Genomic DNA, 23,468 nt, shown 5'->3' with positions numbered 1-23,468 from the left:
CCGTGACGACGTGCTCGGATCCCGTGGTCGCGGCGGCCTCCGCGACGGCGGCTCCCGTCGTGCCCGGCCACGGCGCCCGTCGTGGCGCCGCGGTCGGCGACGTGTCCCTCGACCCCTCGGGGTTCTGGGGCCTCCGTCAACAGGTGAACGCCGCCGCCACGCTGTCGCACTGCCGCGAGTGGATGGAGCGGCTGGGCTGGATCGACACCTTCGATCGTGTCGCGCGGGGCGAGGTGATCCGCGACCGTCCCGGCTGGCAGTTCTCCGACTCGGAGGTCTACAAGCTGCTGGAGGCCATGGCGTGGGAGCTCGGGCGCTCCCCGGATCCGGCGCTTGCGGCCGCCTTCGACGAGCTCGTCGCCCGGGTGGGAGCCGCCCAGGACGCCGACGGGTACCTCGCGACGGCTTTCGGGCACGCGGGGCTGCCGCCGAGGTATTCCGACATGGGCATGGGGCATGAGCTGTACAACATGGGGCATCTGCTGCAGGCGGCGGTCGCGCGGGTGCGCACGGGCCACGGGACGGATGCGCTGGTCGACATCGCGCGCCGCGCCGCCGACCACATCTGCGAAGAGTTCGGGGTGGAGGGGCGGCAGAGCGTCTGCGGTCACCCCGAGATAGAGGTGGCGCTCGCCGAGGCGGGGCGCGCGCTCGGCGAGCGTCGCTACACCGAGCAGGCCCGGCTGTTCGTGGAGCGGCGGGGCCACGGCACGCTGCCGGTGCCCCCGCTGCAGTCGCCGGAGTACTTCCAGGACGACGTCCCGGTGAGGCAGGCGCGCGTGCTGCGCGGGCACGCCGTGCGGGCGCTGTACCTGTCCGCCGGGGCGGTCGACGTCGCGGTGGACACGGGCGACAGCGACCTGCTCGCGGCCGTGACGCGGCAGTGGGAGCGGACCGTGTCCCGCCGCACGTACCTGACCGGCGGGATGGGATCGCGCCACCAGGACGAGGGGTTCGGCGAGGACTGGGAGCTGCCGGCCGATCGCGCCTACTGCGAGACGTGCGCCGGCGTCGCCTCCGTCATGCTCGCCTGGCGGCTCTTCCTCGCGACGGGCGAGGTCCGCTACGCGGACCTGATCGAGCGCACCCTGTTCAACGTCGTGGCGGCCTCGCCGAGCCTCGACGGGAGGGCGTTCTTCTACGCCAACCCGCTCCATCAGCGCGAGGCGCCCGAGCATGCGATCGACGGCGTCAACACGCGCGCCGAGGGCGGCGTGCGCGCGCCCTGGTTCGAGGTCTCGTGCTGCCCCACCAACGTCGCCCGCACGCTCGCCTCATGGGGCGCCTACGTCGCCGCCGCCGACGAGGAGGGCGTTGCGCTCCTGCAGTACGCGTCCGGCCGGGTGCGCATCGGCGGCTTCGTGCTCGAGGTCCGGACCCGCTATCCGGATGACGGACGCATCCGCGTCCGTGTCCTGGAGGCGCCCGCGGGCAGCACCCGCCTCCGGCTGCGGGTGCCCTCCTGGGCCCAGGGGTCGACCCTGGTCGATCCCACCGGGGCGGTGCGCGTCGTCCCGCCGGGCTGGGCCGACGTGCGGCGGGCCTTCTCGGCGGGGGACGAGCTCGTGCTCGAGCTGCCGCTCGCCCCTCGGCTGAGCTGGCCAGACCCGCGCATCGACGCGGTGCGGGGCGCGGTCGCGGTGGAACGGGGCCCGCTCGTGCTGTGCCTCGAGTCCGTCGACCTGCCCGCGGACGTCGACCTCGCCGACATCCGCGTCCTCCGCGGCGCCGCTCCGATCGCAGCGCCCGCGGGAGCGGTGATCGCCGGAGCCGTGGCGCCGGCGCCGGATCGCGCCGGCGTGCCCTACGGTGCGGCGGTGGATGCCGCATCCGCCCGTCCGTGCGAGCTGACGCTCGTGCCCTACCACCGGTGGGCGGAACGCGGGCCATCGACCATGCGGGTCTTCCTGCCGCTTTCCGAGGGAGAATGAAGCCGTGCGGATTGCAGTGACGGGATCATCGGGGAAGCTCGGCACGGTCGTGGTGCGGGAGCTGCGCGCCGCAGGCCACGAGGTGGTCGGGCTCGACGCCGTGGGGGAGCGGGGCGCCGGCTTCGTGCAGGTCGACCTGACCGACTACGGCCAGGTCGTCGACGCGCTCACGGGAGTCGGCGACCAGCACGAGGGCGTCGAGGCCGTCGTGCACCTCGCCGCGGTGCCCGCCCCCGGCATCCGGTCGGACGTCGCGACCTTCCACAACAACATGACCGTCACGTTCAACGTGCTCTGGGCGGCCGTGCGGCTCGGCATCCGGCGGATCGTGTACGCCTCGAGCGAGACGGTGCTGGGGCTTCCCTTCGACGTACCGCCGCCCTACATCCCCGTGGACGAGGACTACGCGCCGAGGCCGGAGTCGGTGTACTCGCTCGTGAAGACCCTCGAGGAGCGCCTCGCCGCAGAGCTGGTGCGCTGGCACCCCGACGTGTCGATCACGGCGCTGCGGTTCTCCAACGTCATGGTGCCGGACGACTACGCCGTCTTCCCCGGCTTCGACGCCGACGCGCGGGCGCGCAAGTGGAACCTCTGGGGCTACATCGACGCGCGCGACGGGGCGCAGGCGGTGGAGCGCGCGCTGGAGGTCGCCGCCCCCGGCTTCGACACGTTCATCATCGCGGCCGCCGACACCGTCATGACGCGCCCCAACGCCGAGCTCGTCGCCGAGGTGTTCCCGGATGTGCCGCTGCGCGGCGAGCTCGGGGTCAACGAGACGCTGCTCTCGATCGACAAGGCCCGCCGCCTGCTCGGGTATGCGCCCCGGCACTCCTGGCGCGACGAGGTCTGACGCGCGGCCGCGGCCGCGGCCTGCGGCCCTGCGCCGTCGCAGGCCCGCACGGATGTCGCAGGATCTCGCACGATCGCTGCGACATCCGTGCGACTCTGCGACCGAGGCCGCTCGCCGGGCGCGACACGCCCGGCTGGCGGCATCGCCCTCGATCGCGTAAGCTACTGATTTGGTGCGTCGTCCTGCGCGGCGTCACCCGAACGTGAGCCCTCCACTGGCGTGTTCCCGTGCACACGAGAACCACCCCGGAGTGGGATTCACGAACCTCTCCGTTCGAACAAGAAAGCAGCACTACTGTGACGCGCACTTTCACCCCCAAGGCTGGCGAGATCCAGCGCGAGTGGCTGGTCATCGACGCGACCGACGTCGTCCTCGGACGTCTCGCCTCGCACGCGGCGACCCTCCTCCGCGGCAAGCACAAGCCGACCTTCGCGAACCACGTCGACACGGGTGACTTCGTCATCATCGTCAACGCCGACAAGGTCGCCCTCACCGGCCAGAAGCTCCAGAAGAAGATGGCCTACCGCCACTCCGGCTACCCGGGCGGACTCAAGTCGGTCAGCTACGCCGAGCTCCTCGAGAAGAACCCGGTCCGCGCCGTCGAGAAGGCCATCCGCGGCATGCTCCCCAAGAACAGCCTGGGCCGCCAGCAGCTGTCCAAGCTGAAGGTGTACGCGGGCGCCGAGCACCCCCACGCCGCGCAGCAGCCCCAGACCTACACGTTCGACCAGGTCGCCCAGTAAGCGCCGACCAAGACAAGGACACACTCGTGGCGAACCTCTCCGACTCCATCGACAACAACTACTCCACCGAGACCCCGGCCGACGAGACCGTGGTCGTGGCCGAGCGCCCCGTGCTCTCGGTCCCCGGCGCCGCCGTCGGTCGCCGCAAGCAGGCGATCGCCCGCGTGCGGCTGGTCCCGGGCTCCGGCACCATCACGATCAACGGCCGCACGTTCGAGGACTACTTCCCGAACAAGCTGCACCAGCAGCTGGTCACCGACCCCTTCACGGTGCTCAACCTCACGGGCGCCTACGACGTCATCGCGCGCATCTCCGGCGGCGGCCCCTCGGGCCAGGCGGGCGCCCTGCGCCTCGGCATCGCCCGTGCGCTCAACGAGATCGACGCCGAGAACAACCGTCCGACCCTGAAGAAGGCCGGCTTCCTCTCGCGCGACGCGCGCGTCAAGGAGCGCAAGAAGGCCGGTCTCAAGAAGGCGCGCAAGGCTCCCCAGTACTCGAAGCGCTGACTTTGGGTCTGTTCGGCACAGACGGTGTGCGGGGCCTGGCCAATGGCCCCCTCACCGCCGACCTTGCTCTCTCCCTGGCCCAGGCGACCGCGGTCGTCCTGGGCCAGGGCCGTTCCGCCGAGGCGCGCCGCGCCGCGGGCAAGCGGCCGACGGCCGTCGTGGCGCGCGACCCGCGCATCTCGGGCGAGTTCCTCGCCGCCGCGGTGGCGGCGGGCCTGGCCTCCTCCGGTGTCGACGTCTACGACGCGGGCGTGCTGCCCACGCCCGCGGCGGCCTTCCTCATCGCCGACATCGACGCCGACTTCGGCGTCATGGTCTCGGCCTCCCACAACCCCGCGCCCGACAACGGGATCAAGATCTTCGCGCGCGGCGGGGTGAAGCTGCCCGACGCGGTCGAGCAGCGCATCGAGTTCGCCCTGGGCGCCCCCAAGCTGCAGCCCACGGGAGCGGATGTCGGACGCATCCGCCGTTTCGCCGATGCCGAGGACCGCTACGTCGTCCACCTGCTGCAGTCGCTGCCGCACCGGCTCGACGGGCTGCACGTCGTGCTCGACTGCGCGCACGGCGCGGCCTCGGGCGTATCGCCCGAGACGTTCCGGGATGCCGGGGCCCGGGTCACGGTCGTCGGCGCCGACCCCGACGGCCTCAACATCAACGACGGCGTCGGCTCGACGCACCTGGAGCACCTCGCCGCCGAGGTCGTGCGCCGGGGCGCCGATCTCGGCATCGCGCACGACGGCGACGCGGATCGCTGCCTCGCGGTCGACGCCGAGGGCCGGGTCATCGACGGCGACCAGATCATGGCGATCCTCGCGGTCTCGATGAAGGAGCGCGGTGTGCTGCGCGACGACACGCTCGTGGCGACCGTCATGAGCAACCTGGGGCTCCATCGCGCGATGGCGGCCCACGGCATCCATGTCGTGCAGACCGGTGTCGGGGATCGGTACGTGCTGGAGGCCATGAACGAGCACGGCTACTCGCTGGGCGGCGAGCAGTCGGGGCACGTGATCATGAGCAGTCACGCCACGACCGGCGACGGCGTGCTCACGGGGCTGCACCTGATGGCCGAGATGCAGCGCACGGGCCGCAGCCTCGCCGAGCTGGCGGCGATCATGACGGTGTACCCGCAGGTTCTCGTCAACGTCACGGGCGTCGACCGCACGCGCGTCGCGGACGCCGAGCTGGCCGTCGCGGTCGCGGCCGCCGAGCGCACGCTCGGCGACACCGGGCGGGTCCTGCTGCGCGCCAGCGGCACCGAGCCGCTCGTGCGCGTCATGGTCGAGGCCGAGGACGAGGGCACGGCGCGGCGGATCGCCGAGGAGCTCGCGACCGTGGTGCGGGAGCGGCTCGCCCTCTGAGCCGTCGAGCGCCCGGCCGTGCGACGGCGCTGCGGGGATCGTGGCCGACACGCTGTGTCGGACGCTCCTCGCCCGGCGTGTCGTCGAGAATCCCCGCCGCTCGGTCGTGCAGGAGCGGCACGACCGACCGGGGTCAGGTCCAGGCCATGTTCTCGATGTAGCGCAGCAGCACGCCCTCGCGCAGCGCCCAGGGGCTCACCTCGAGCTCGTCGACGTCCATGACCCGCATCGCGGTGTGCAGCACGACGGCGCCCGCGACGATCTGGAACGTCCGGTCCGCGGTGATGCCGGGCAGCTCCTGGCGGGCGGATGCGGGGAGCCGGGCGAGCCGCGGGATCCACGACCCGAGCGCCGCCTGGGGCAGCACCATCCGATCGATCCCCGACCAGCCCGGCACGGGGTAGCCCGCGAGCTTCGCGAGCGAGCGGATCGCCTTGGACGATCCCACGACGTGATCCGGGCGCGGCTGCGACGAGAACTCCCGTGCGACGGGGGCGAGCACCTGCGCGGCGTGCGCGCGCAGCCGCTCGACGGCGGCTTCGCCGGGCGGATCGTCCGGGAGGAAGCGGATCGTCATCCGCCCCGCGCCCAGTGGCACGGATGCCGCCGCCTCCGGCAGCTCGTCGGCACCGGCCGCGAGCTCGAGCGACCCGCCGCCGATGTCGAACAGCATGATCTGCCCGGCCGACCAGCCGAACCACCGGCGCACGGCGAGGAAGGTGAAGCGCGCCTCGTCCTCGCCGCCGAGCACCTGCAGCGGCTGGCCCAGCGCCGCCTCGATGCGGGCGATCACCTCGGGGCCGTTGGTCGCCTCGCGCACGGCGCTCGTGGCGGTGGCCAGGAGCTCCGAGACGTGCTCGGCCCGTGCGACCTCGCGGGCTCGGGCCACGGCATCCACGAGCGCCGTGACCCCGTCCTCGCTGATCGCGCCGTCGGCGGTGAGGTACCGCATGAGCCGCAGCACCGTGCGGGTGCTGCTCGTCGCGAGCGGGCGTCCGCCCGGGTGCGCGTCCGCGACGAGGAGGTGCACCGTGTTGGAACCGATGTCGAGCACTCCGAGTCGCACGATCCCACAGCCTAGCGGCGCCACTAGTCTGAACGGATGACCGTGGATGAGGCGTTGCAGGCCGACTCGCTCGCGCTGTCCCTCTACCGCGAGATCGCGCGTTCCGACTGGGCCCGGCTCGCCGCCGGGGTCACCCAGCCGCTCACCGAGGCGGAGGTCGTGCAGCTGCGCGGTCTCGGGGACCGGCTCGATCTCACCGAGGTGCGCGAGGTCTATCTGCCGCTCTCGCGGCTCCTCTCCCTGTACGCCAGCGCGACCAAGCGCCTGGGCGCGGACGAGAGCGCCTTCCTCGGCGAGGCGGACTCCACGACGCCGTTCGTGCTGGGGGTCGCCGGCTCGGTCGCGGTCGGGAAGTCGACGATCGCGCGACTGCTGCGCGAGCTCATGAGCCGCTGGCCCGGCACGCCCCGCGTGGAGCTCGTCACGACGGACGGCTTCCTCTATCCGAACGCCGAGCTGGAGCGCCGCGGCCTCATGGACCGCAAGGGCTTCCCCGAGTCGTACGACCGGCGCGCCCTCGTCGAGTTCCTGACGGCGGTGAAGTCGGGCGAGCCCGAGGTGAGGGCGCCGTTCTACTCCCACATGCGCTACGACATCGTCCCCGATGCGCACACGATCGTGCGGCGTCCCGACGTCGTGATCGTCGAGGGGCTGAACGTCCTCCAGCCTCCGCCCACGCCGAACGACGTGGCCGTGAGCGAGCTGTTCGACTTCTCCGTGTACGTGGACGCCGATCCCGCCCACATCCGCGACTGGTACACGCAGCGGTTCCTCGCGCTGCGCGCCGCCGCGTTCAGCAACCCGAACTCGTTCTTCCGGGTGTATGCCGAGATCTCGGACGAGGAGGCCGTGCGGCGCGCGCACTACTTCTGGAACGAGATCAACCTCCCGAACCTGCTCGAGAACGTGCTGCCGACCAAGCACCGCGCCTCGCTCGTGCTCGAGAAGGGCGTCACCCACGGCGTCGAGCGGGTGCTCCTGCGCAAGCTCTGACCGCGAGACCAGTCCGGGCCGCCGAGACCGGCGGTTTTCTCGCCGGTCTCGGCGCGGAGGACTGGTCTCGCGGGTGGATGCGGGGGAGAGCGGGTCGGGGCGGGGGCTCAGGCGTGCCCATCTACGATGGTGCTATGTGCGGAATCGTGGGATACGTGGGCCCGAGGCCGAGTCAGGACATCCTTCTCGCCGGACTCGCCCGTCTCGAGTACCGGGGATACGACTCCGCCGGCATCGCGGTCATCGACCGTGACGGCGACCTCGGGATGCGCAAGCGCGCCGGCAAGCTCAGCATGCTGCGCGACGACCTCGAGCGCCACCCCCTCGCCGACGGCACGACCGGGATCGGCCACACGCGCTGGGCGACGCACGGCGGACCGACCGACGTCAACGCCCACCCCCATCTGGCCGACGACGGCAAGCTCGCCGTCATCCACAACGGCATCATCGAGAACTTCGCCGACCTCAAGGTCGAGCTGATCTCGGAGGGGTACGAGTTCCAGAGCGAGACCGACACGGAGGTCGCCGCGGTCCTGCTCGGCCGCGAGTACGCGGCATCCCACGATCTCGTGGCCGCCTTCCGCGCCACCGTCGTGCGGCTCGAGGGCGCGTTCACCCTGCTCGCGATGCACCAGGAGCAGCCGGGTCTTGTCGTCGGCGCCCGCCGCAACTCGCCGCTCGTGATCGGGCTCGGCGAGGGGGAGAACTTCCTCGGCTCGGATGTCGCGGCCTTCGTCGAGCACACGCGCGACGCTCTCGCGATCGGTCAGGATCAGATCGTCGCCATCACGCCCTCGGGCGTCGAGGTGAGCGACTTCACCGGCGCGGCCGTCGAGGTCGAGCCCTTCCAGGTCACGTGGGACGCGTCCGCCGCCGAGAAGGGCGGATGGTCCTCGTTCATGGCCAAGGAGGTGGCCGAGGAGCCGGAGGCCGTCGCGAACACGCTGCGCGGGCGCATCCGCGACGGGGTCGTCGTCATCCCCGAGCTCGACGGCCTCGACGAGCTGTTCGCCGAGATCACCCGGGTCGTGGTGATCGCCGCCGGCACGGCCGCCTACGCCGGCCTCGTCGGCAAGTACGCGATCGAGCAGTGGACGCGCGTTCCCGTCGAGGTCGAGCTCGCGCACGAGTTCCGCTACCGGGACCCCGTGCTCACGCCCTCGACGCTCGTGATCTCCATCAGCCAGTCGGGCGAGACGATGGACACCCTGATGGCCGTCAAGTACGCCCGCGAGCGCGGCGCGCGCACGCTCTCGATCTGCAACACGCAGGGGGCGACGATCCCACGCGAGTCCGATGCGATCGTCTACACGCACGCCGGTCCCGAGGTCGCGGTCGCCTCCACGAAGGCGTTCGTCGCCCAGATCACGGCTCTCTACCTGCTGGGGCTGCACGTCGCGCGCGTCCGCGGTGCGCTGTCGGCGACCGAGGTCGCGCAGCACGTCCTGGAGCTCGAGGCGATCCCGCGCAAGATCGCCAAGGTGCTGGATGCGGAGTCGGCGCGGATCTCGCAGCTCGCCCACTGGATGGCGGACACGCGGTCCGTGCTCTTCCTCGGTCGTCACGTGGGCTACCCCATCGCCCTCGAGGGAGCGCTCAAGCTCAAGGAGATCACCTACATCCACGCGGAGGGGTTCGCCGCCGGTGAGCTCAAGCACGGCCCGATCGCGCTGATCGAGCCGGGGCAGCCGGTCTTCGTGCTGGTGCCCTCGCCGCGCGAGTCGTCGCTGCTGCACGACAAGGTCGTCTCGAACATCCAGGAGATCCGCGCGCGCGGCGCCCGCGTCATCGTCGTGGCCGAGGAGGGCGACGCCGCCGTGCTGCCGTTCGCCGACGAGGTGCTGCGCATCCCGCTCGCCGGACCCCTGTTCGAGCCGCTGCTCGCGGTCGTGCCGCTCCACCTGTTCGCGATGGGGCTCGCCGAGGCGAAGGGCCTCGACGTCGACCAGCCGCGCAACCTCGCGAAGTCCGTCACGGTCGAGTAGTCGCGGTGATCGTGGGCATCGGTGTCGACCTCGTCGACATCCCGCGGTTCGAGCGGCAGCTGGAACGGACGCCGCGCCTGCGCGAGCGGCTGTTCTCGCCGGCCGAGCGCGTGCTGAAGCCGCGCTCGCTGGCGGCGCGCTACGCCGCGAAGGAGGCGCTCATCAAGGCGCTCGGCGGCTCGGACGGGGTGCACTGGACCGAGATCGAGGTGGCGTCGGAGGCCTCGGGGCGCCCGTGGCTCGCGCTGTCCGGCTCGACCGCGGCGGTGGTCGCCGAGCGGGGCATCACGGGGCTGCACCTGTCGATGTCGCACGACGCCGGCTTCGCCGTCGCCTACGTCGTGGCCGAGGGCTGAGCGGTGCGGGAGTCGAGGAGAGGAACGGGCGGATGAGTCGGATCGCGGTGTACACCGGGTCGGCGGAGGGCAACCGGCCCGCCTATCGGGAGGCGGCGCAGGCGCTCGGCGAGCATCTCGCCGCGCGTGGCGTCGGGATCGTCTACGGCGGCGGCCGCGCGGGCCTCATGGGCGTCGTCGCCGACGCCGCCCGCGCGGCCGGCGGCGAGGTCATCGGCGTCATCCCGCAGGCGCTCGTGGACGCCGAGCTCGCCCATCCGGGGCTCTCCGAGCTCGAGATCGTCCCCGACATGCACACCCGGAAGATGCGCATGGCCGACCTCGCGGACGGCTTCGTGGCCCTTCCCGGCGGCCCCGGCACACTCGAGGAGCTGGCGGAGGCGTGGACGTGGCTGCAGCTCGGCTTCCACCGCAAGCCCGTCGCGCTGTACGACGTCGACGGGTTCTGGCAGCCGTTGCTCGCCCTGCTCGACGGCATGCTCGACGCGGGCTTCCTGCGCGCCGAGTTCCGCGGCTCGCTGCGCGTCGTCCACACGCCGCAGTCGCTGCTCGACGCGTTCGGCGCCTGGGAGCCGCCCGCGCCCAAGTGGGCGGCCCGCTGACGCCGACCCGCGGCGGCGTGTGACCGCATCCGTCACCCCGCCCGAGCGGCGCACGTCCGCAACGGCGGGGATCGTGGCGGACACGCCGGGGCGGATGCGGGTTGCGCGGCGCGTCGCGCACGATCCCCGCAGGACGGGCTCGGGGTCGCCCGGGCACACCCCGCCGCGGACCCTAGTCCAGGTCCTCCTGGGTGAGCTGGAGCGCCCGGAAGTCCGAGCGGTGGAACACGAGCGGCTCGAGCTCGGGGAGCACGCCGATGCCGGTGACCTCCAGCAGGGCGATCGTGTGGTCGCCGGCGGGATGCTCCGCGTACAGACGACACTCGAGCCACAGCGGCGTCCCGTCGATGAAACGCGCGGACGAGCCCGTCTCGCGCAGCGGCACGCCATCGAACCGACGTGCGCGGTCCCGTCCCGAGAGCTGGCGGGCGAGATCGCCCTGCCCGTCGGCGAGCACCGTGACCCCGATGCGCGCAGCGCCGCGCAGCAGCGGCCACGTCGTCGAGGTGCGCTGGACCGCGCACGACACGAGCGGCGGGTCCATCGAGACCCCGACCGTGAACGCCGAGGCGACGAGCCCCTGCGGCTGTCCCTCGACCTCGGCGAGGAGGGCGACCACGCCGGACGGGAAGAACGAGAACGCCCGCCGCAGCTCGGCGGTGTCGTTGTCGTACAGGGGCAGTTCGGCGCGGCTCATGCGGTGATCTCCTGTTCTGGCGCCCCGGGGCGCGTCGGCTGCGGCGCGAGGGATGCCGCGATCAGCGTGACCGCGCGCTCGGCGATCGCGACGGTCGGGGCCTGGGTGTTGGCGGTGGGGATGACGGGCATGACCGAGGCGTCCGCGACCCAGACGCCCGTGAGGCCCCTGACGCGCAGCCCCGGGTCCACGACCGCGAGCTCGTCGCCGCCGATCCGGGCCGTGCCCGCGCAGTGGAAGAAGCTGCCGATGTTCTCACGCACGAACCGGGTGCGCTCGGCGCGGTCGAGACCCACGGGCGGCGTGAGGGGACCCGCCGCGAGCTCCGCGTAGGCGGGGGAGGCGATGAGGTCCTGCACGGCCTCGAGCGCCTCGACCATGGCGGCGAGGTCGCGCGGATCGGCCAGGTAGTTCGGCTGGATGTCGGCCGGCACCGCCGCATCCGCGGCCCTCGCCCGCACCCAGCCGATGCTCCGCGATCCGTACAGCCCCGGGACGAGCGCGAACACGCGATCGCCGGACAGGTCGTGGCGGGCGTGCAGCGCCTCATCGCCCCGCGACCCGTGCGCCACGACGACGTGCAGGTCCGGGCCCGCCGCGGCCTGGCTGCTGCGCCAGTTGAGCATCGCACCGCCGCCGTTGCCGATGACCGGGCCGAGGTCCGCGCGGGCGCGGACGGTTGACGCCGAGGATCAGCGGGTGGTCCTGGAAGTTCTCGCCCACCCCGGGCAGGTCGTGCACGGGACGGATGCCGACGGCGCGAAGCCGCGCCGGATCGCCGATGCCCGAGCGCTGCAGCAGCAAGGGGGTGTCGATCGCCCCGGCCGCGAGGACGACGGCATCCGCCCGCGTCTCGATCTGCCTCCCGGCGACCATGTGCCGTACCCCGACGACCCGCGTCCCCTTGAGCACGAGGGTCTGCACCGGGCTGTCGACCCGCACGTGCAGGTTCGGCCGTCCGAGCGCCGGCTCGAGGTAGGCGCGTGCCGTGCTCCACCGTTCGAATCCGCCGTCGGCCGTCTCGAGCGCGTTGTAGTCCGGGTAGGTCGCCCCCTCGTTGTCGGCGGCGTTCGCGTCGTCGATCACGGGCAGCCCCCGCTCGGCGGATGCCGCCACCAGCGCATGCGCGATGGGGTGCAGCCGCGACAGCGGACCGACCCGCACCGGGCCGGCGGTGCCGCGGTAACGGGGATCGCCGCCCGCGCGCGTCTCGGAGCGCCGGAAGGACGGGAGCAGGTCGTCGTAGCCCCAGCCGGTCGCTCCCGCCGAGGCCCACGCGTCGTAGTCGGCGCGGCCGCCGCGGTACCAGAGCATCGCGTTGGTCGACGAGCTGCCGCCGAGCACGCGGCCCCGCGGCATCCCGATCGAGCGTCCGAGCACGTGCGGCGTCGGCGTCGAGCGGTAGCCGTAGTCGTAGCGACCGCCGATCAGGGCGTCCCAGTGCGCCGCGTCGAGGATCCCGTGGACACCCCGATGATCGGGTCCGGCCTCGATCAGCAGCACCTGCGCCGCCTCGTCCTCGGAGAGGCGCGCGGCCAGCACCGAGCCCGCCGCGCCGCCGCCCACGACGATCACGTCGTAGCCGGATGCGGCGGGCTCGGCCGCCCGGAGCAGGACCATCAGTTGTGCTCGCTCGGACCCATGATCGTGACGCCCTCGAGCTCCTCCACGTGCCGCACGAAGATGTACTTGTCCTCGCGTCCGTCCGAGTGCTTGCGTCGGATCCCGGGCTCGAGGACGCCGTCGGTCTTGGCGACCACGATGTACGGCTCGGATGCGGCGAGACCCGCCTCGCAGTGCGTGTCGAACTCCGCGAGGGTCTCGGCGGTGTACGCGTGCCGCACCCCCGCGCCGCGCGCGATCGCCGCGAGATCGACGTTGCCCGCAGCCGTGTGCGTGCGCGGCCCGCCGATCGACTGGTACTGCTCGTTGTCCCACACGACGACGAAGAGGTTCGCGGGCTTCTCGTTGCCGAGGGTCGCGAGGATGCCCAGGTTGAACAGCAGCCCGCCGTCGGTGTCGAGCGACACGACTCGGCGGTGCGGCAGACCTGCGGCAAGGCCGAACGCCTCCGGCGTGACGCATCCGAGCTGCTGCTGGAACAGGCTCGCCGCGCGCATGTGCGGGGCGGCGTTGTACCACTCGTCCACCGCGCCGCCCAGCGACAGGATCACCAGCGCCTCGGTGTCGAGCCGGGCGCCGAGCAGCTTCATGGCCTCGAAACGGCTGTAGCTCATCGGACCAGCCCTCCTCCCAGGACGACGGCTACGTGGTAGTACGAGGCGTAGGCCGTCTCGTACGCGTTCACGATCGCCTGCTCGATCTCGTCGACCTCGCGCACGATCGTGTACGGCGTGCGCAGGGCCTGCAGCAGCGGCTCCATCGTGATGCCGTGCGGGATCGCCCACCAGTTGTTCTCGCCGATCTCGCCCCGGTAGCTCATGATCATGACGACCGGGATGCCGGCGCCGAGGCCCATCCGTGCCAGGTGCTCGGTCGCCGCGCGCAGCCCCGAGTTCTCCATCACGAGCACGGCCCGCTTGCCGGAGAGGAACACCCCGCCCGCGATGGCGGCCCCCTCGCCCTCGTTCGTCACGGGGATCGTGCGGATGTCGGCATCCGCGTCCAGCGCCGGGTACAGCTCCTTGAGGAGCGAGTCGGGCAGGTAGGTGGCGATCGAGACCCCGGCCTTCTTCAGGCCCCGGATCACCGCCTCGACGGCGTCGGCTCTCATGCGTTCTCTCTTTCTGTCTGCCGAGCCGTCACATTCCGCTCGATATCGGGGCGACTATGCGCGTTTCTTGACGGTTCGATGGTGGATGCGGTGAGACGGCGTGCGCGGTGGGTGGCGGCCAGGCGCGGGGAGCCCGTGAGGCGTTCGCGCAGGGTGACGGGCGCGGCGGGGGCGGCGGGCACGGCGGTGGCGGCGGGCGGGGCGGGGGCGACGCGACCGCGGGAGCGGAGGAGCGGGAGCACCAGGTCGATGAACGCGCGATAGGCGGCGGAGCCGCCGAAGGTCGGCTCGAGCATGATCCCGTCGATCCCGGAGCCGTCGACGATCGCCTCGATCTCGTCCGCCACCTGCTCGGGTGTGCCCGTCACCTGGAAACCGCGGATCGCCTTCGTGCGGAACTGGTCCAGCACGGCACGCACCCGGATGTCGGGATCCGCGCGGGCGTAGCGGTTGATGAGCGTCTGCCCGAGATCGGTCGAGAGGTCGGCGACGCGCGTGTCGGGGTCGATGCCCGTCAGGTCGATTCCCGTGATGCCGGCGAACATGACCGCGGCGTCGTCGAGCCTCAGCACCGCCTCGTACTCCGCGCGCAGCGCGCGCGCCTCCGCCTCGGTCGGCGCGACCGTGACCGTCATCCCGGTCACGACCTTCACCTCGTCGGCGTCGCGACCGTGTCGTGCCGCCTGCGCGCGGATGTCGGCGACGTGCGCCGCCGCGGTCTCGATCGACTGCCCCTGGATGAACACGGCCTCGGCGTTGCGGGCGGCGTAGGCGCGGCCACGGTCGCTCGTGCCCGCCTGGAACAGCACGGGGGTCCGCTGGCGGGTCGGAGGCACGGCGAAGACGCCGGCGGCGCGCTGATGCACGCCATCCACCTCCACCCGGTGCAGCTTCGCGGGGTCGGCGTACACGCCGCGCTCGCGGTCGCGCACCTCGGCGTCGTCATCCCAGCTGTGCTCCCAGAACCGCAGGCATGTGTCCAGGAAGTCGTCCGCCGCGTCGTATCGGGCATCGTGGTCGAGCGTCGCCGTCACCCCGAACAGCTCGTCGGTCGTCGCCTGGGAGCTGCCGGTCACGACGTTCCAGCCGATGCGCCCGTCCGTGAAACGGTCCAGCGTGGCGAAGCGGCGCGCCGTCGCGTAGGGGCGCTCGACGGTCGTCGGGGAGGTCACGACGAAACCGATGTCGCGCGTCTCTCGCGCGAGGGCGGCGATCGCGAGCATCGGGTCGAGGGCGGGGAACTGGATCCCGTGGGCGGCGACCTCCTCCGGCATCCGGCCGCCCAGGGTCGCGTAACCGTACGTGTCGGCGAAGAAGAGGAAGTCGAAGCCCGCCGCATCCAGTTCGCGGGCCAGCCCCAGCCAGTAGCCGAGGTCGTCCCAGTCGTCGCCGCGTCCCTCGGGATGCGTCCAGGTCGGCATCCCGTTGCTGGGGTTCATCGTCTCGAACACTCCCAGCAGGATGCGTCCGCCCGCCGCCCCGCTCACAGCACCATCACCACGCTCTTGGTCTCCAGGTAGTTCTCCAGACCCTGTGGCCCGTTCTCGTACCCCCAGCCGGACTCCTTGTGGCCGCCCTTGGGCAGCTCCGGGCCGAGGAACGAGTGACAGTTGACCCACACGGTGCCCGCCTGCAGGCGCGCGGCCAGGCGGTGCGCATCGCCGAGGCCCTCGGTCCATACGCTCGCGGCCAGGCCGTAGTCGGAGTCGTTGGCCCAGCCGACGACCTCGTCGAGGTCGTCGAAGGGGGTGACGACCGCGACGGGCCCGAAGATCTCCTCCCGCATGAGGCGGGCCCCGGGCCGGACGCCGGTGAGCACCGTGGGGGAGTAGAAGGTGCCGGCCGCGCCGCTGCGCTCTCCGCCGGTCACGACCGTGACGCCGTCGGCGGCGCCCTCCGCGACGAAGCGCTCGACGCGTTCCGCCTGCGGCACGCTCACGAGCGGTCCGAGGTCGGCCTCCGGGTCGAGGCCGTGTCCGAGGCGCAGCTTCTCGCCGGCCGCCGCCATGCCAGACACCACGTCATCGTAGACGTCGCGGTGCGCGTAGATGCGGGCGCTCGCGACGCAGACCTGGCCCCCGTTGTCGAAGATGCCGCTGGAGACTCCCGCGACGGCCGCCGTGAGATCGGCGTCGGGCAGCACGATCGACGGCGACTTGCCACCGAGCTCGAGGGTCAGGCGCTTGAGATTGCCGGCCGCGCTCGCCAGCAGCCGCTTGCCGACCGCGGTCGATCCGGTGAAGGCGATCTTGTCGACGCCGCGGTGATCGGCGAGGGCCTGGCCCGCCTCGCCGCCGAACCCGGTGACGATGTTGACGGCGCCGGCGGGGAGCCCCGCCTCCTGCAGCAGCCGGCCGAGGAACAGCGCCGTCAGCGGGGTGTTCTCGGCCGGCTTCAGCACGATCGTGCAGCCGGCCGCCAGCGCCGGGGCGAGCTTCATCGCGGTCATGATCATGGGGGAGTTCCACGGCACGATCGCGCCCACGACACCCACCGGCTCGCGGCGGGTGTAGGCGAACAGCGACGCGCCGGGAGGCGTGCGTCCCACCGTCGCGGGCAGCACCTCGCCCATGATCTTGGTCGGCCATCCGGCGTAGTAGCGGAACTGGTTGATGGCCGCCGGGATCTCGCCGAACCGCGAGGTGCGCCAGTTCTTGCCCTGATCGAGGGTCTCCAGCTCGGCCAGCTCGTCGAGGTGCGACTCCATGAGGTCGGCGACGCGCCACAGCAGCTTCGAGCGCTCCGGCGGAGTCATGCTCGCCCAGGCGCCGCTCTCGAGCGCGCGTCGGGCCGCGGCGACCGCCCGGTCGACGTCGGCGGACTCTCCGCGGGCGACGTCGGCGAGGTGGCGGCCGGTCGCGGGGTCGGTGGTTGCGAACCGGCGGCCGGAGGCGGCATCCGTCCACTCCCCGTCGATCAGCAGGCGGCCGGGGTCGTCGGCGAGGAAGCGCGTGACGCCGTCGCGCAGGGGGATGTCGGTGGCCATGCCCCGACGCTAGCTACCTATCGTTGATAACCCATACCAATCACGTTACGCCCGCGTTACACGCCCCCGTCCATTCCGCGAGACCAGTCCGGCGCGCCGAGACCGGCGAGAAAACCGCCGGTCTCGGCGGCTCGGACTGGTCTCGCGGTCAGGGGAGGGGCATGGGGGCGCGGTCAGGGGAGGAGCGGAGCGTGCACGAGCAGCACGGTCGCGCCGGCCGCGTCGCGCACGGCCCACCGGTTGCGGAGCGCGCCGGGGTGCGCGAGCGCGTCGCCGGGGCCGAGCTCCCACTCGCCGCGACCGTCGATCATCACGGTGAGCTCGCCCTCGACGACGTAGATCGTGTTCTCGCCGTCCGACTCGAACCAGTCGCCCAGGTACGGGCCCGCCACCCGGTACTCCTGCACGGTCGCGCCACGCTCGGTCTCGGTCGAGATGATGCGGCTCGACGCGCGGTCGTCGCGCTCGGACACGGGCACCGTCTCACTGTCCGCGCGTCGGCTCACCCGCACGGGCGACGGCTCCGGCGGGCTCGGCAGCAGCGCCGAGGGCGAGATGCCGAGGACCTTCGCGATCCGGAAGAGGGTCGAGATCGAGGGCATCGTGTGGCCGGACTCGATCTGGCTGAGGAAGGGCTGGCTGATGTCGGCGGATGCCGCGACCTGCCGCATCGAGAGCTTCTTCGCCGTGCGGGCCGCCCGGATCTCCCGCCCGAGCGATAGCCCGATGAGCGCGTCGTCCCCCGCGGCGGGGCTGGGGGACGCGGACACGGCCCCAGCATAGGCGCGGGCACCCGGTAGCGTGGGACGCATGGGTCGACTGCCGGCGGGGGTCATGCGCGAAGCCACGATCGACGTGGGCGCGATCGAGGACAACGTGCGCCACCTGCGGCGTCTGGTGGGCGTCGATGTCATCGCGGTCGTCAAGGCCGACGGGTATGGCCACGGCGCGGCGCGTTCGGCCGCCGCCGCGCTCGCGGGCGGGGCGACCCGTCTCGGCGTCGCCGACCTCGCGGAGGCGCTCGCGCTTCGGCGCGGCGGGGTGGATGCGCCCCTCGTGGCCTGGCTGCACGCCCCGGGGGCGGCGTTCGGCGAGGCGGTGGAACGCGGTGTGGAGCTCGGGATCTCGAGCCTGGACCAGCTCAACGCCGCCGCCGCGGCGGCGACCGCCGAGAGGCCGGCGATCCTCCACCTCAAGCTCGAGACCGGCCTCGGCCGCAACGGCGTGCCGCCGGCGGAGTGGGCGCTCGTGTGCGCCGAGGCGGCCCGGCTCGAGCGCCTCGGGCGCGTGCGGGTCCTCGGCGCGTTCAGCCACCTCTCCAACACCTCGGCCGATGACGACCGTGCCGCGCTCGCCGCGTTCGAGGCGGGTCTGGGAGTCGCCGCATCCGCCGGGCTCGCCCCGCGACTGCGCCACATCGCGGCGACCCATGCCGCGATCGCGCTGCCCGAGACGCGGCTCACCTGCGTCCGGCTCGGGATCGGCATCTACGGCCTCTCGCCCTTCGAGGACCGCTCCTCGGCCGACCTCGGCCTCCGGCCGGCCATGACCCTGCGCGCTGCCGTCGCCGCGGTGCGGCGGGTGCCCGCGGGGCAGGGCGTGTCCTACGGCTACGCCTATCGCACGGACGCCGAGACGACCCTCGCCCTCGTGCCCCTCGGGTACGCGGACGGCGTGCCGAGGCAGGCATCGGGAACCGGACCGGTGCTGATCGGCGGGCGCCGCTTCCGGGTCGCCGGGCGCATCGCGATGGACCAGTTCGTGGTGGATGTCGGCGACGCGCCGGTCGCGGTCGGCGACGAGGTCGTGCTCTTCGGTGATCCGACGCTCGGGATGCCGGCCGCGACGGAGTGGGCGGATGCGGCTGGCACGATCAACTACGAGATCGTGACGCGGGTGGGCGCCCGCGTCCCGCGCCGGCAGGTGTCCTGAGGCGGCCCGTGCCCGCGGGGCTCGGTCGGAGAGGGCGTAGGGAAGGAGAGGCGGATGTCGGGACTCGACGATCTGCGGGGAGAGCGTGAGATCGCGTCTCCCGCGGCCATGGAGGCGCTCGGCCGTGAGGTCGGCGAACGCCTGCGCGCCGGAGACCTGCTCGTGCTCACCGGCGCGCTCGGCGCGGGCAAGACGACGCTCACCCGCGGCATCGCCGCCGGACTCGGGGTGCGCGGGCCCATCCAGAGCCCCACGTTCGTGATCGCCCGGACGCATCCCTCCCTCACGGGCGGCGCGCCGCTCGTGCACGTCGACGCGTACCGGCTGGGTCAGGCGGCGGAGCTCGACGACCTCGACATCGACTTCGCCGGCTCCGTCGTGGTCGCCGAGTGGGCCGCCCCCTTCGCCCACGCGGTCGCCGACACCTGGTGGGAGATCGAGCTCGACCGCGAATGGCACGGTCGCGGCGTCGACACGGCGTGCGGGACCTACGGGCACGGGGTCGACCTCGATGCCGAGACGCCGCGCCTGGCCAGGATCTCCCGGCGGCCTTAGCCCGCGCACGGCTACCCTGGAACGATGCTCCTCGGTATCGACACCTCGATCGGCACCGCCGTCGCGGTCATCGACCCCGACGGCGTGGTGCGTGCCGAACGCTCGAGCGAGAACCCCCTCGGCCACGCGGAGGTCATCGGGACGCTGCTGCGCGACGCGCTCGAGGACGCGGCCATGGCCCCCGCCCAGGGCGTCCTCGCACCCGCGCCGGATCTCGTCACGCACGTGGCCGCAGGCATGGGGCCGGGCCCCTTCACGGGCCTGCGCATCGGGATCGCGGCGGCCCGCGCGTTCGCGCTGGCGCGCGACATCCCCGTCGTCCCGGTGGTCAGCCACGACGCCGTCGCGCTCGGCATCCTGCTCGGCGCCCAGCTGGCCGACACCGACACCGGCGCGTTCGCCGTGGTCACGGATGCGCGGCGCCGCGAGTTCGCGTACACGGTCTACGACGGCATCGACGACGACGGGCTGCCCGTGCGTGCGACGGAGCCCGCTCTCGTGGCCCGTGACGGCGTCGATGCGCGACTGGCGGGGATCGCGCGCGTCGACGCGACGGCCGTGCCGGCCTCGATGCTCGCCCTCGTCGCGGCGCGCGCGCTGGCGGCCGGGCGGTCGAGCGGGCCGGACCAGCCGCTCTATCTGCGTGCGCCCGATGTGACGGTCGGTCAGGGGCCCAAGCGGGTGAGCGCATGATCCGCACCGCGACGCTCGACGATCTCGCCGAGATCATGCGGCTCGAGCGGGCGAGCTTCCCGACCGACGCCTGGAGCGAGGCCATGATGCGCGAGGAGCTCGGCTCGCCGCACGGTCACTACCTCGCGCTGGATGTCGCCGGCCGCCTCGCCGGCTACGCGGGGCTCCGGGCGGTCGCCGGCGCCCACGACGGCGACGTGCAGACGATCACGGTCGCGGAGCACGCCCGCGGGCGCGGGAGCGGACGTCTGCTGCTGCGCGCCCTCCTCGAGATCGCCGCCGAGCGAGGGGTGCGCGACGTGTTCCTCGAGGTCCGGGACGACAACCCCGTCGCCCAGCGGCTGTACCTGTCGGAGGGCTTCGTCGAGGTCGGGCGGCGGCCGCGGTACTACCAGCCCGACGACGTCGACGCGATCGTCATGCAGCTGGACGTGCGGTCCTGGGCCGGCGCCGCCGTGTCCATAACTCAGGCAGATCGGCCGGATACGGCCGGGCAGGCGCCTTCGGCGACGATTCTGCCTGAGTTGCGCGCACCCGGCGCCGCGGATGCCGCGCCCGCCGCCGACGTCGCCCGGACGACCGCGGGAACGGGGTGGTGCTGATGGACGAGCCGCTCGTGCTGGGAATCGAGACGAGCTGCGACGAGACCGGGATCGGGATCGTCCGCGGCCGGACCCTGCTCTCGAACACGATCGCCAGCTCCATGGACGAGCACGCCCGCTACGGCGGCGTCGTACCGGAGGTCGCCGCGCGCGCCCACCTCGAGGCGCTGCAGCCCTCGATCGAGGCCGCGCTGGCCGAGGCAGGGGTCGCCTTGGCAGACCTGGACGCCGTGGCGGTCACCTCGGGCCCGGGTCTCGCGGGCGCGCTCATGGTCGGGGTGGGGGCGGCCAAGGCGCTCGCCGTGGGGCTCGGCACGCCTCTCTACGCCGTCAACCACCTCGTCGGGCACATCGCCGCCGACATCCTCTCGCCGGGCGAGTCCGAGCTCGAGTACCCCACGGTCGCGCTCCTCGTCAGCGGCGGGCACACCTCGCTGCTGCTCGTGCGCGACCTCACGACCGACGTCGAGCTGCTGGGCGAGACGGTCGATGACGCCGCGGGCGAGGCCTTCGACAAGGTCGCGCGGCTGCTGGGCCTGCCCTACCCGGGCGGTCCCGAGATCGACCGTGCCGCGGCGTCGGGCGACCCGACGGCGATCCGGTTCCCCCGGGGGCTCTCGCGCGCGTCCGACATGGCCGAGCACCGCTACGACTTCTCGTTCTCCGGGCTCAAGACCGCGGTCGCCCGCTACGTCGAGCAGAACGCCGACGTCCGCGTGCCGGATGTCGCGGCCTCCTTCCGCGAGGCCGTCGTCGACGTGCTCGTGACGAAGGCGCTCGACGCCTGCGAACGGTTCGGCGTACCGCGGCTGCTCCTGGGCGGCGGCGTCATCGCCAACCGGCGCCTGCGCGACGTGGCGCTCGAGCGGGCGACGGCCGCCGGCGTGACGCTCCGCATCCCGCCGCTGCGGCTGTGCACGGACAACGGCGCGATGATCGCCGCGCTCGCGAGCGAGCTCATCCGTTCCGGGCGGACGCCCTCGACGCTCGCCTTCGGCGCCGACTCCACGCTGCCGGTCACCGAGATCCAGGTCGCGCGGTCGTGACCGATCCGCAGCGGCCGCAGGATGCCGAGGCGGTGCGCCCGCTCCCGGACATCACGATCGAGCCCGTCGACCTGCCCGGCACGGGGGCGCCCGAGCCGACCCCGGCCCGTCGGCGCGACGGCGCAGCGGCGGTGCCGACGCGAGTCGAGCCCGCCTCGCCGGATGTCGTGCTGCCCCTCGACGACGCCGCGGTCCCCGGTGCCCACCGCGGTGGTTTCACACGTCCGCCCACGGCGCCGGTGGACGTGCTCGAGCTGCACCCGGCCGAGCTCGGTCCCGCGCCGTGGGAGCCGGAGACGCCCGAGACACCGCTGCGTGCTCGCGAGAGCACGGGCGTGGGCGGTTACGCCCTCGCGCTCGCCGCCATCGCCCTGGCCGCCTCCCTCGTCGTCGGCTGGGTGTTCCCGCTCGGCGTGGCGGCGCTCGCGCTCGCGACCGTCGCGGTCCGTCGCCGCGTGCAACGCGTCCTTGCGGGGTGGGCGATCGCGCTGGCGGCGGCATCCCTCGTCTACAGCGCGGGGTGGCTGCTGTTCGCGGCGCGTCAGGCGGGCTGGATCGGCTGAGCCGCGCTCGCTCCGACGCGATCGGCGAGGATGGCGCGACGGCCCGCAGCCGTGCGTGTCAGCAGCAGGGTCGCCGCGCCGTCGCCGGCGAGCTTGAGCCGTGTGCGCAGCGCGGCGGGGTCGACATCGACGCCGCGCTTCTTGATCTCGAGTCGTCCGATCCCGCGTGCGCGCAGCGCCTTCGACAGCTTCGCCGGGTCGGCCGGCAGCTCCTCGCGTACTCGGAACGACTGCACGAACGGGCTCGTGAGCGGCGCGTCGGAGGTGAGATAGGCGATCCTCTCGTCGAGCATGCCCGCCTGGAGGGCGCGGGCGACGTCCCCGATCAGCCGTGCGCGGATGACGGCGCCGTCGGGTTCGTGCAGGAAGGCACCGAGCTGGCGCACCTCGGCGTCCTCCGCATCCGTCGCGGCCGTGAGCTCGTGCGCGGTCCCGCCGCGGATCACGAGGGCCGCCCGTCGCACGCCTTCCCGCGCGAGCGCCCCCCACCACAGCACGAGCTCGATCGTCGAGCCGTCGACCCCGATCCACTGCGCCTCGGCGTCGGCGGGGATGTCGCCGCGCTCGAACGCGGGGCCGAGCTTGATGCCGGTCGGCAGCCGCCGCGCTGTCGCGAACGCCCAGTCGAGGGCGGGCGTGTAGTCGGATGTCGACACGCGGCGCGTCTCGCCGTGCCCGGCCGTGCGACGAGCCGGGTCGAGCCACAGGCCGTCCACCCCGTCGAGCTCGACGTCCTCGGCGCGCGCGCAGCGGACCTCGGCGTCGTAGGGGGCGAGGTTGTAGGCGGCGAGGGCCGCGGTGACGTCGTCCGCGTCGACGGCGAGGACGCGCATCCCGAGGCCGGCGAAGCCCAGCGAGTCGCCGCCGATCCCGCAGCCGAGGTCCGCGACGCGCGTCACGCCCGCGTCGCGGAACCGCGCGGCGTGCAGGGCGGCGACCTCCAGCCGCGTCGCCTGCTCCAGGCCGGCGCGCGTCAGCAGCATCCGATCGGCCAGCGCGCCGAACTTGCCGCGTGCCTTCGTGCGCAGGCGGGCCTGGCCGACCACGGCGGTCACGAGCTCGGGGGAGTGCCCGGCGCGGCGCAGCCGACCGACCGCCGCGGCCACGGCGTCCGTCGTCGCGAGCTCGCCGACCTCGTCGATGAGCCCGAGCCCGACGGGTGTCAGCAGCTCGCGCAGCTCCGGCATCTCCATCCGATCAGCCTATGTGCGACATCGATTGGCACTCGCGTTGCGTGAGTGCCAGGAGGACCCTAGACTGGGATTTAGCA

Annotated in this window: 25 protein-coding genes; 15 read left to right on the top strand and 10 right to left on the bottom strand. The window is 73.0% G+C overall.

Features of this window, described 5'->3' with window-relative positions; genetic code table 11:
- Positions 1–2 precede the first annotated feature (2 nt).
- The 5 genes from QE381_RS07020 to glmM all read left to right on the top strand — a co-directional run bounded on the left by QE381_RS07020 (position 3) and on the right by glmM (position 5,388).
- Positions 3–1,931 (top strand): glycoside hydrolase family 127 protein, encoded by a 1,929-nt coding sequence (locus QE381_RS07020; RefSeq protein ID WP_307216713.1) that lies wholly within the window; start codon positions 3–5, stop codon positions 1,929–1,931.
- 4 nt (positions 1,932–1,935) lie between these two features.
- The gene (locus QE381_RS07015) at positions 1,936–2,781 is read left to right on the top strand and encodes an NAD(P)-dependent oxidoreductase (protein ID WP_307216711.1); all 846 of its coding nucleotides are present in this window, start codon (positions 1,936–1,938) and stop codon (positions 2,779–2,781) included.
- Between the two features lie 296 nt (positions 2,782–3,077).
- Positions 3,078–3,524, top strand: a complete 447-nt coding sequence (gene rplM, locus QE381_RS07010) for a 50S ribosomal protein L13 (protein WP_307216709.1) — start codon at positions 3,078–3,080, stop codon at positions 3,522–3,524.
- Between the two features lie 26 nt (positions 3,525–3,550).
- Positions 3,551–4,030, top strand: coding sequence for a 30S ribosomal protein S9 (rpsI, locus tag QE381_RS07005; RefSeq protein ID WP_307216707.1), 480 nt, complete (start codon positions 3,551–3,553; stop codon positions 4,028–4,030).
- A gap of 2 nt (positions 4,031–4,032) precedes the next feature.
- On the top strand, positions 4,033–5,388 hold the full coding sequence (glmM, locus tag QE381_RS07000; protein WP_307216705.1) for a phosphoglucosamine mutase: 1,356 nt from the start codon (positions 4,033–4,035) through the stop codon (positions 5,386–5,388).
- A 133-nt stretch (positions 5,389–5,521) separates the two neighbouring features.
- Here the strand turns inward: glmM and QE381_RS06995 are convergent, their stop codons facing one another.
- Complete coding sequence (locus QE381_RS06995; protein WP_307216704.1) at positions 5,522–6,454, bottom strand: Ppx/GppA phosphatase family protein; 933 nt, start codon at positions 6,452–6,454, stop codon at positions 5,522–5,524.
- 36 nt (positions 6,455–6,490) lie between these two features.
- Between QE381_RS06995 and coaA the strand changes: the two genes are divergently transcribed.
- The 4 genes from coaA (at position 6,491) to QE381_RS06975 (ending at position 10,390) form a co-directional block, all read left to right on the top strand.
- Positions 6,491–7,447, top strand: a complete 957-nt coding sequence (gene coaA, locus QE381_RS06990) for a type I pantothenate kinase (protein ID WP_307216702.1) — start codon at positions 6,491–6,493, stop codon at positions 7,445–7,447.
- A 134-nt stretch (positions 7,448–7,581) separates the two neighbouring features.
- Entirely contained in the window at positions 7,582–9,432 is a 1,851-nt protein-coding gene (glmS, locus tag QE381_RS06985) for a glutamine--fructose-6-phosphate transaminase (isomerizing) (RefSeq protein ID WP_307216700.1), read from the top strand.
- Between the two features lie 5 nt (positions 9,433–9,437).
- The gene (locus QE381_RS06980; RefSeq protein WP_307216698.1) at positions 9,438–9,788 is read left to right on the top strand and encodes a holo-ACP synthase; all 351 of its coding nucleotides are present in this window, start codon (positions 9,438–9,440) and stop codon (positions 9,786–9,788) included.
- Positions 9,789–9,820: 32 nt separating this feature from the next.
- Entirely contained in the window at positions 9,821–10,390 is a 570-nt protein-coding gene (locus QE381_RS06975) for a TIGR00730 family Rossman fold protein (RefSeq protein WP_307216696.1), read from the top strand.
- 172 nt (positions 10,391–10,562) lie between these two features.
- Here the strand turns inward: QE381_RS06975 and QE381_RS06970 are convergent, their stop codons facing one another.
- From QE381_RS06970 to QE381_RS06935, 8 genes are all read right to left on the bottom strand, one after another.
- On the bottom strand, positions 10,563–11,087 hold the full coding sequence (locus QE381_RS06970) for a flavin reductase family protein (RefSeq protein WP_307216694.1): 525 nt from the start codon (positions 11,085–11,087) through the stop codon (positions 10,563–10,565).
- Complete coding sequence (locus tag QE381_RS06965; protein WP_307216692.1) at positions 11,084–11,713, bottom strand: GMC oxidoreductase; 630 nt, start codon at positions 11,711–11,713, stop codon at positions 11,084–11,086. The genes QE381_RS06970 and QE381_RS06965 overlap by 4 nt, the downstream gene beginning before the upstream one ends.
- Positions 11,634–12,707 (bottom strand): GMC family oxidoreductase, encoded by a 1,074-nt coding sequence (locus QE381_RS06960; protein ID WP_307216691.1) that lies wholly within the window; start codon positions 12,705–12,707, stop codon positions 11,634–11,636. Before QE381_RS06960 ends, QE381_RS06965 begins: the two co-directional genes overlap by 80 nt.
- Positions 12,707–13,324, bottom strand: a complete 618-nt coding sequence (locus tag QE381_RS06955) for a thiamine pyrophosphate-dependent enzyme (protein WP_307216689.1) — start codon at positions 13,322–13,324, stop codon at positions 12,707–12,709. Before QE381_RS06955 ends, QE381_RS06960 begins: the two co-directional genes overlap by 1 nt.
- Complete coding sequence (locus QE381_RS06950) at positions 13,321–13,821, bottom strand: thiamine pyrophosphate-binding protein (protein ID WP_307216687.1); 501 nt, start codon at positions 13,819–13,821, stop codon at positions 13,321–13,323. The genes QE381_RS06955 and QE381_RS06950 overlap by 4 nt, the downstream gene beginning before the upstream one ends.
- Entirely contained in the window at positions 13,818–15,308 is a 1,491-nt protein-coding gene (locus QE381_RS06945) for an NtaA/DmoA family FMN-dependent monooxygenase (RefSeq protein ID WP_307216685.1), read from the bottom strand. The genes QE381_RS06950 and QE381_RS06945 overlap by 4 nt, the downstream gene beginning before the upstream one ends.
- Entirely contained in the window at positions 15,305–16,807 is a 1,503-nt protein-coding gene (locus tag QE381_RS06940) for an aldehyde dehydrogenase (RefSeq protein ID WP_307216684.1), read from the bottom strand. The genes QE381_RS06945 and QE381_RS06940 overlap by 4 nt, the downstream gene beginning before the upstream one ends.
- A 173-nt stretch (positions 16,808–16,980) precedes the next feature.
- Positions 16,981–17,577, bottom strand: coding sequence for a helix-turn-helix domain-containing protein (locus QE381_RS06935; RefSeq protein ID WP_307216683.1), 597 nt, complete (start codon positions 17,575–17,577; stop codon positions 16,981–16,983).
- A gap of 40 nt (positions 17,578–17,617) precedes the next feature.
- Here QE381_RS06935 and alr point away from each other — a divergent pair, with 40 nt between their 5' ends.
- Genes alr through QE381_RS06905 form a run of 6 tightly spaced genes read left to right on the top strand, consistent with a single transcriptional unit; the run spans position 17,618 to position 22,198 of the window.
- The gene (gene alr / locus QE381_RS06930; RefSeq protein ID WP_307216681.1) at positions 17,618–18,739 is read left to right on the top strand and encodes an alanine racemase; all 1,122 of its coding nucleotides are present in this window, start codon (positions 17,618–17,620) and stop codon (positions 18,737–18,739) included.
- A gap of 54 nt (positions 18,740–18,793) precedes the next feature.
- The gene (gene tsaE / locus QE381_RS06925) at positions 18,794–19,294 is read left to right on the top strand and encodes a tRNA (adenosine(37)-N6)-threonylcarbamoyltransferase complex ATPase subunit type 1 TsaE (protein ID WP_307216679.1); all 501 of its coding nucleotides are present in this window, start codon (positions 18,794–18,796) and stop codon (positions 19,292–19,294) included.
- 24 nt (positions 19,295–19,318) lie between these two features.
- A complete protein-coding gene (tsaB, locus tag QE381_RS06920; RefSeq protein WP_307216677.1) occupies positions 19,319–19,987 on the top strand; it encodes a tRNA (adenosine(37)-N6)-threonylcarbamoyltransferase complex dimerization subunit type 1 TsaB in 669 nt (222 codons plus the stop codon).
- A complete protein-coding gene (gene rimI / locus QE381_RS06915; RefSeq protein ID WP_307216675.1) occupies positions 19,984–20,589 on the top strand; it encodes a ribosomal protein S18-alanine N-acetyltransferase in 606 nt (201 codons plus the stop codon). Before tsaB ends, rimI begins: the two co-directional genes overlap by 4 nt.
- Complete coding sequence (gene tsaD / locus QE381_RS06910; protein ID WP_307216673.1) at positions 20,589–21,635, top strand: tRNA (adenosine(37)-N6)-threonylcarbamoyltransferase complex transferase subunit TsaD; 1,047 nt, start codon at positions 20,589–20,591, stop codon at positions 21,633–21,635. The genes rimI and tsaD overlap by 1 nt, the downstream gene beginning before the upstream one ends.
- Positions 21,632–22,198: a hypothetical protein gene (locus QE381_RS06905; RefSeq protein WP_307216671.1), complete on the top strand. Its 567-nt coding sequence runs from the start codon at positions 21,632–21,634 to the stop codon at positions 22,196–22,198. Before tsaD ends, QE381_RS06905 begins: the two co-directional genes overlap by 4 nt.
- Here the strand turns inward: QE381_RS06905 and QE381_RS06900 are convergent.
- On the bottom strand, positions 22,177–23,391 hold the full coding sequence (locus QE381_RS06900) for an SAM-dependent methyltransferase (protein ID WP_307216670.1): 1,215 nt from the start codon (positions 23,389–23,391) through the stop codon (positions 22,177–22,179). The genes QE381_RS06905 and QE381_RS06900 overlap by 22 nt on opposite strands.
- Positions 23,392–23,468 lie beyond the last annotated feature (77 nt).

The sequence above is a fragment of the Microbacterium sp. SORGH_AS_0888 genome (assembly GCF_030818905.1).
GTDB lineage: Bacteria > Actinomycetota > Actinomycetes > Actinomycetales > Microbacteriaceae > Microbacterium.
The sequence above is the reverse complement of the archived record's forward strand: the minus strand, read 5'-3'. Positions and strand labels throughout refer to the sequence as shown.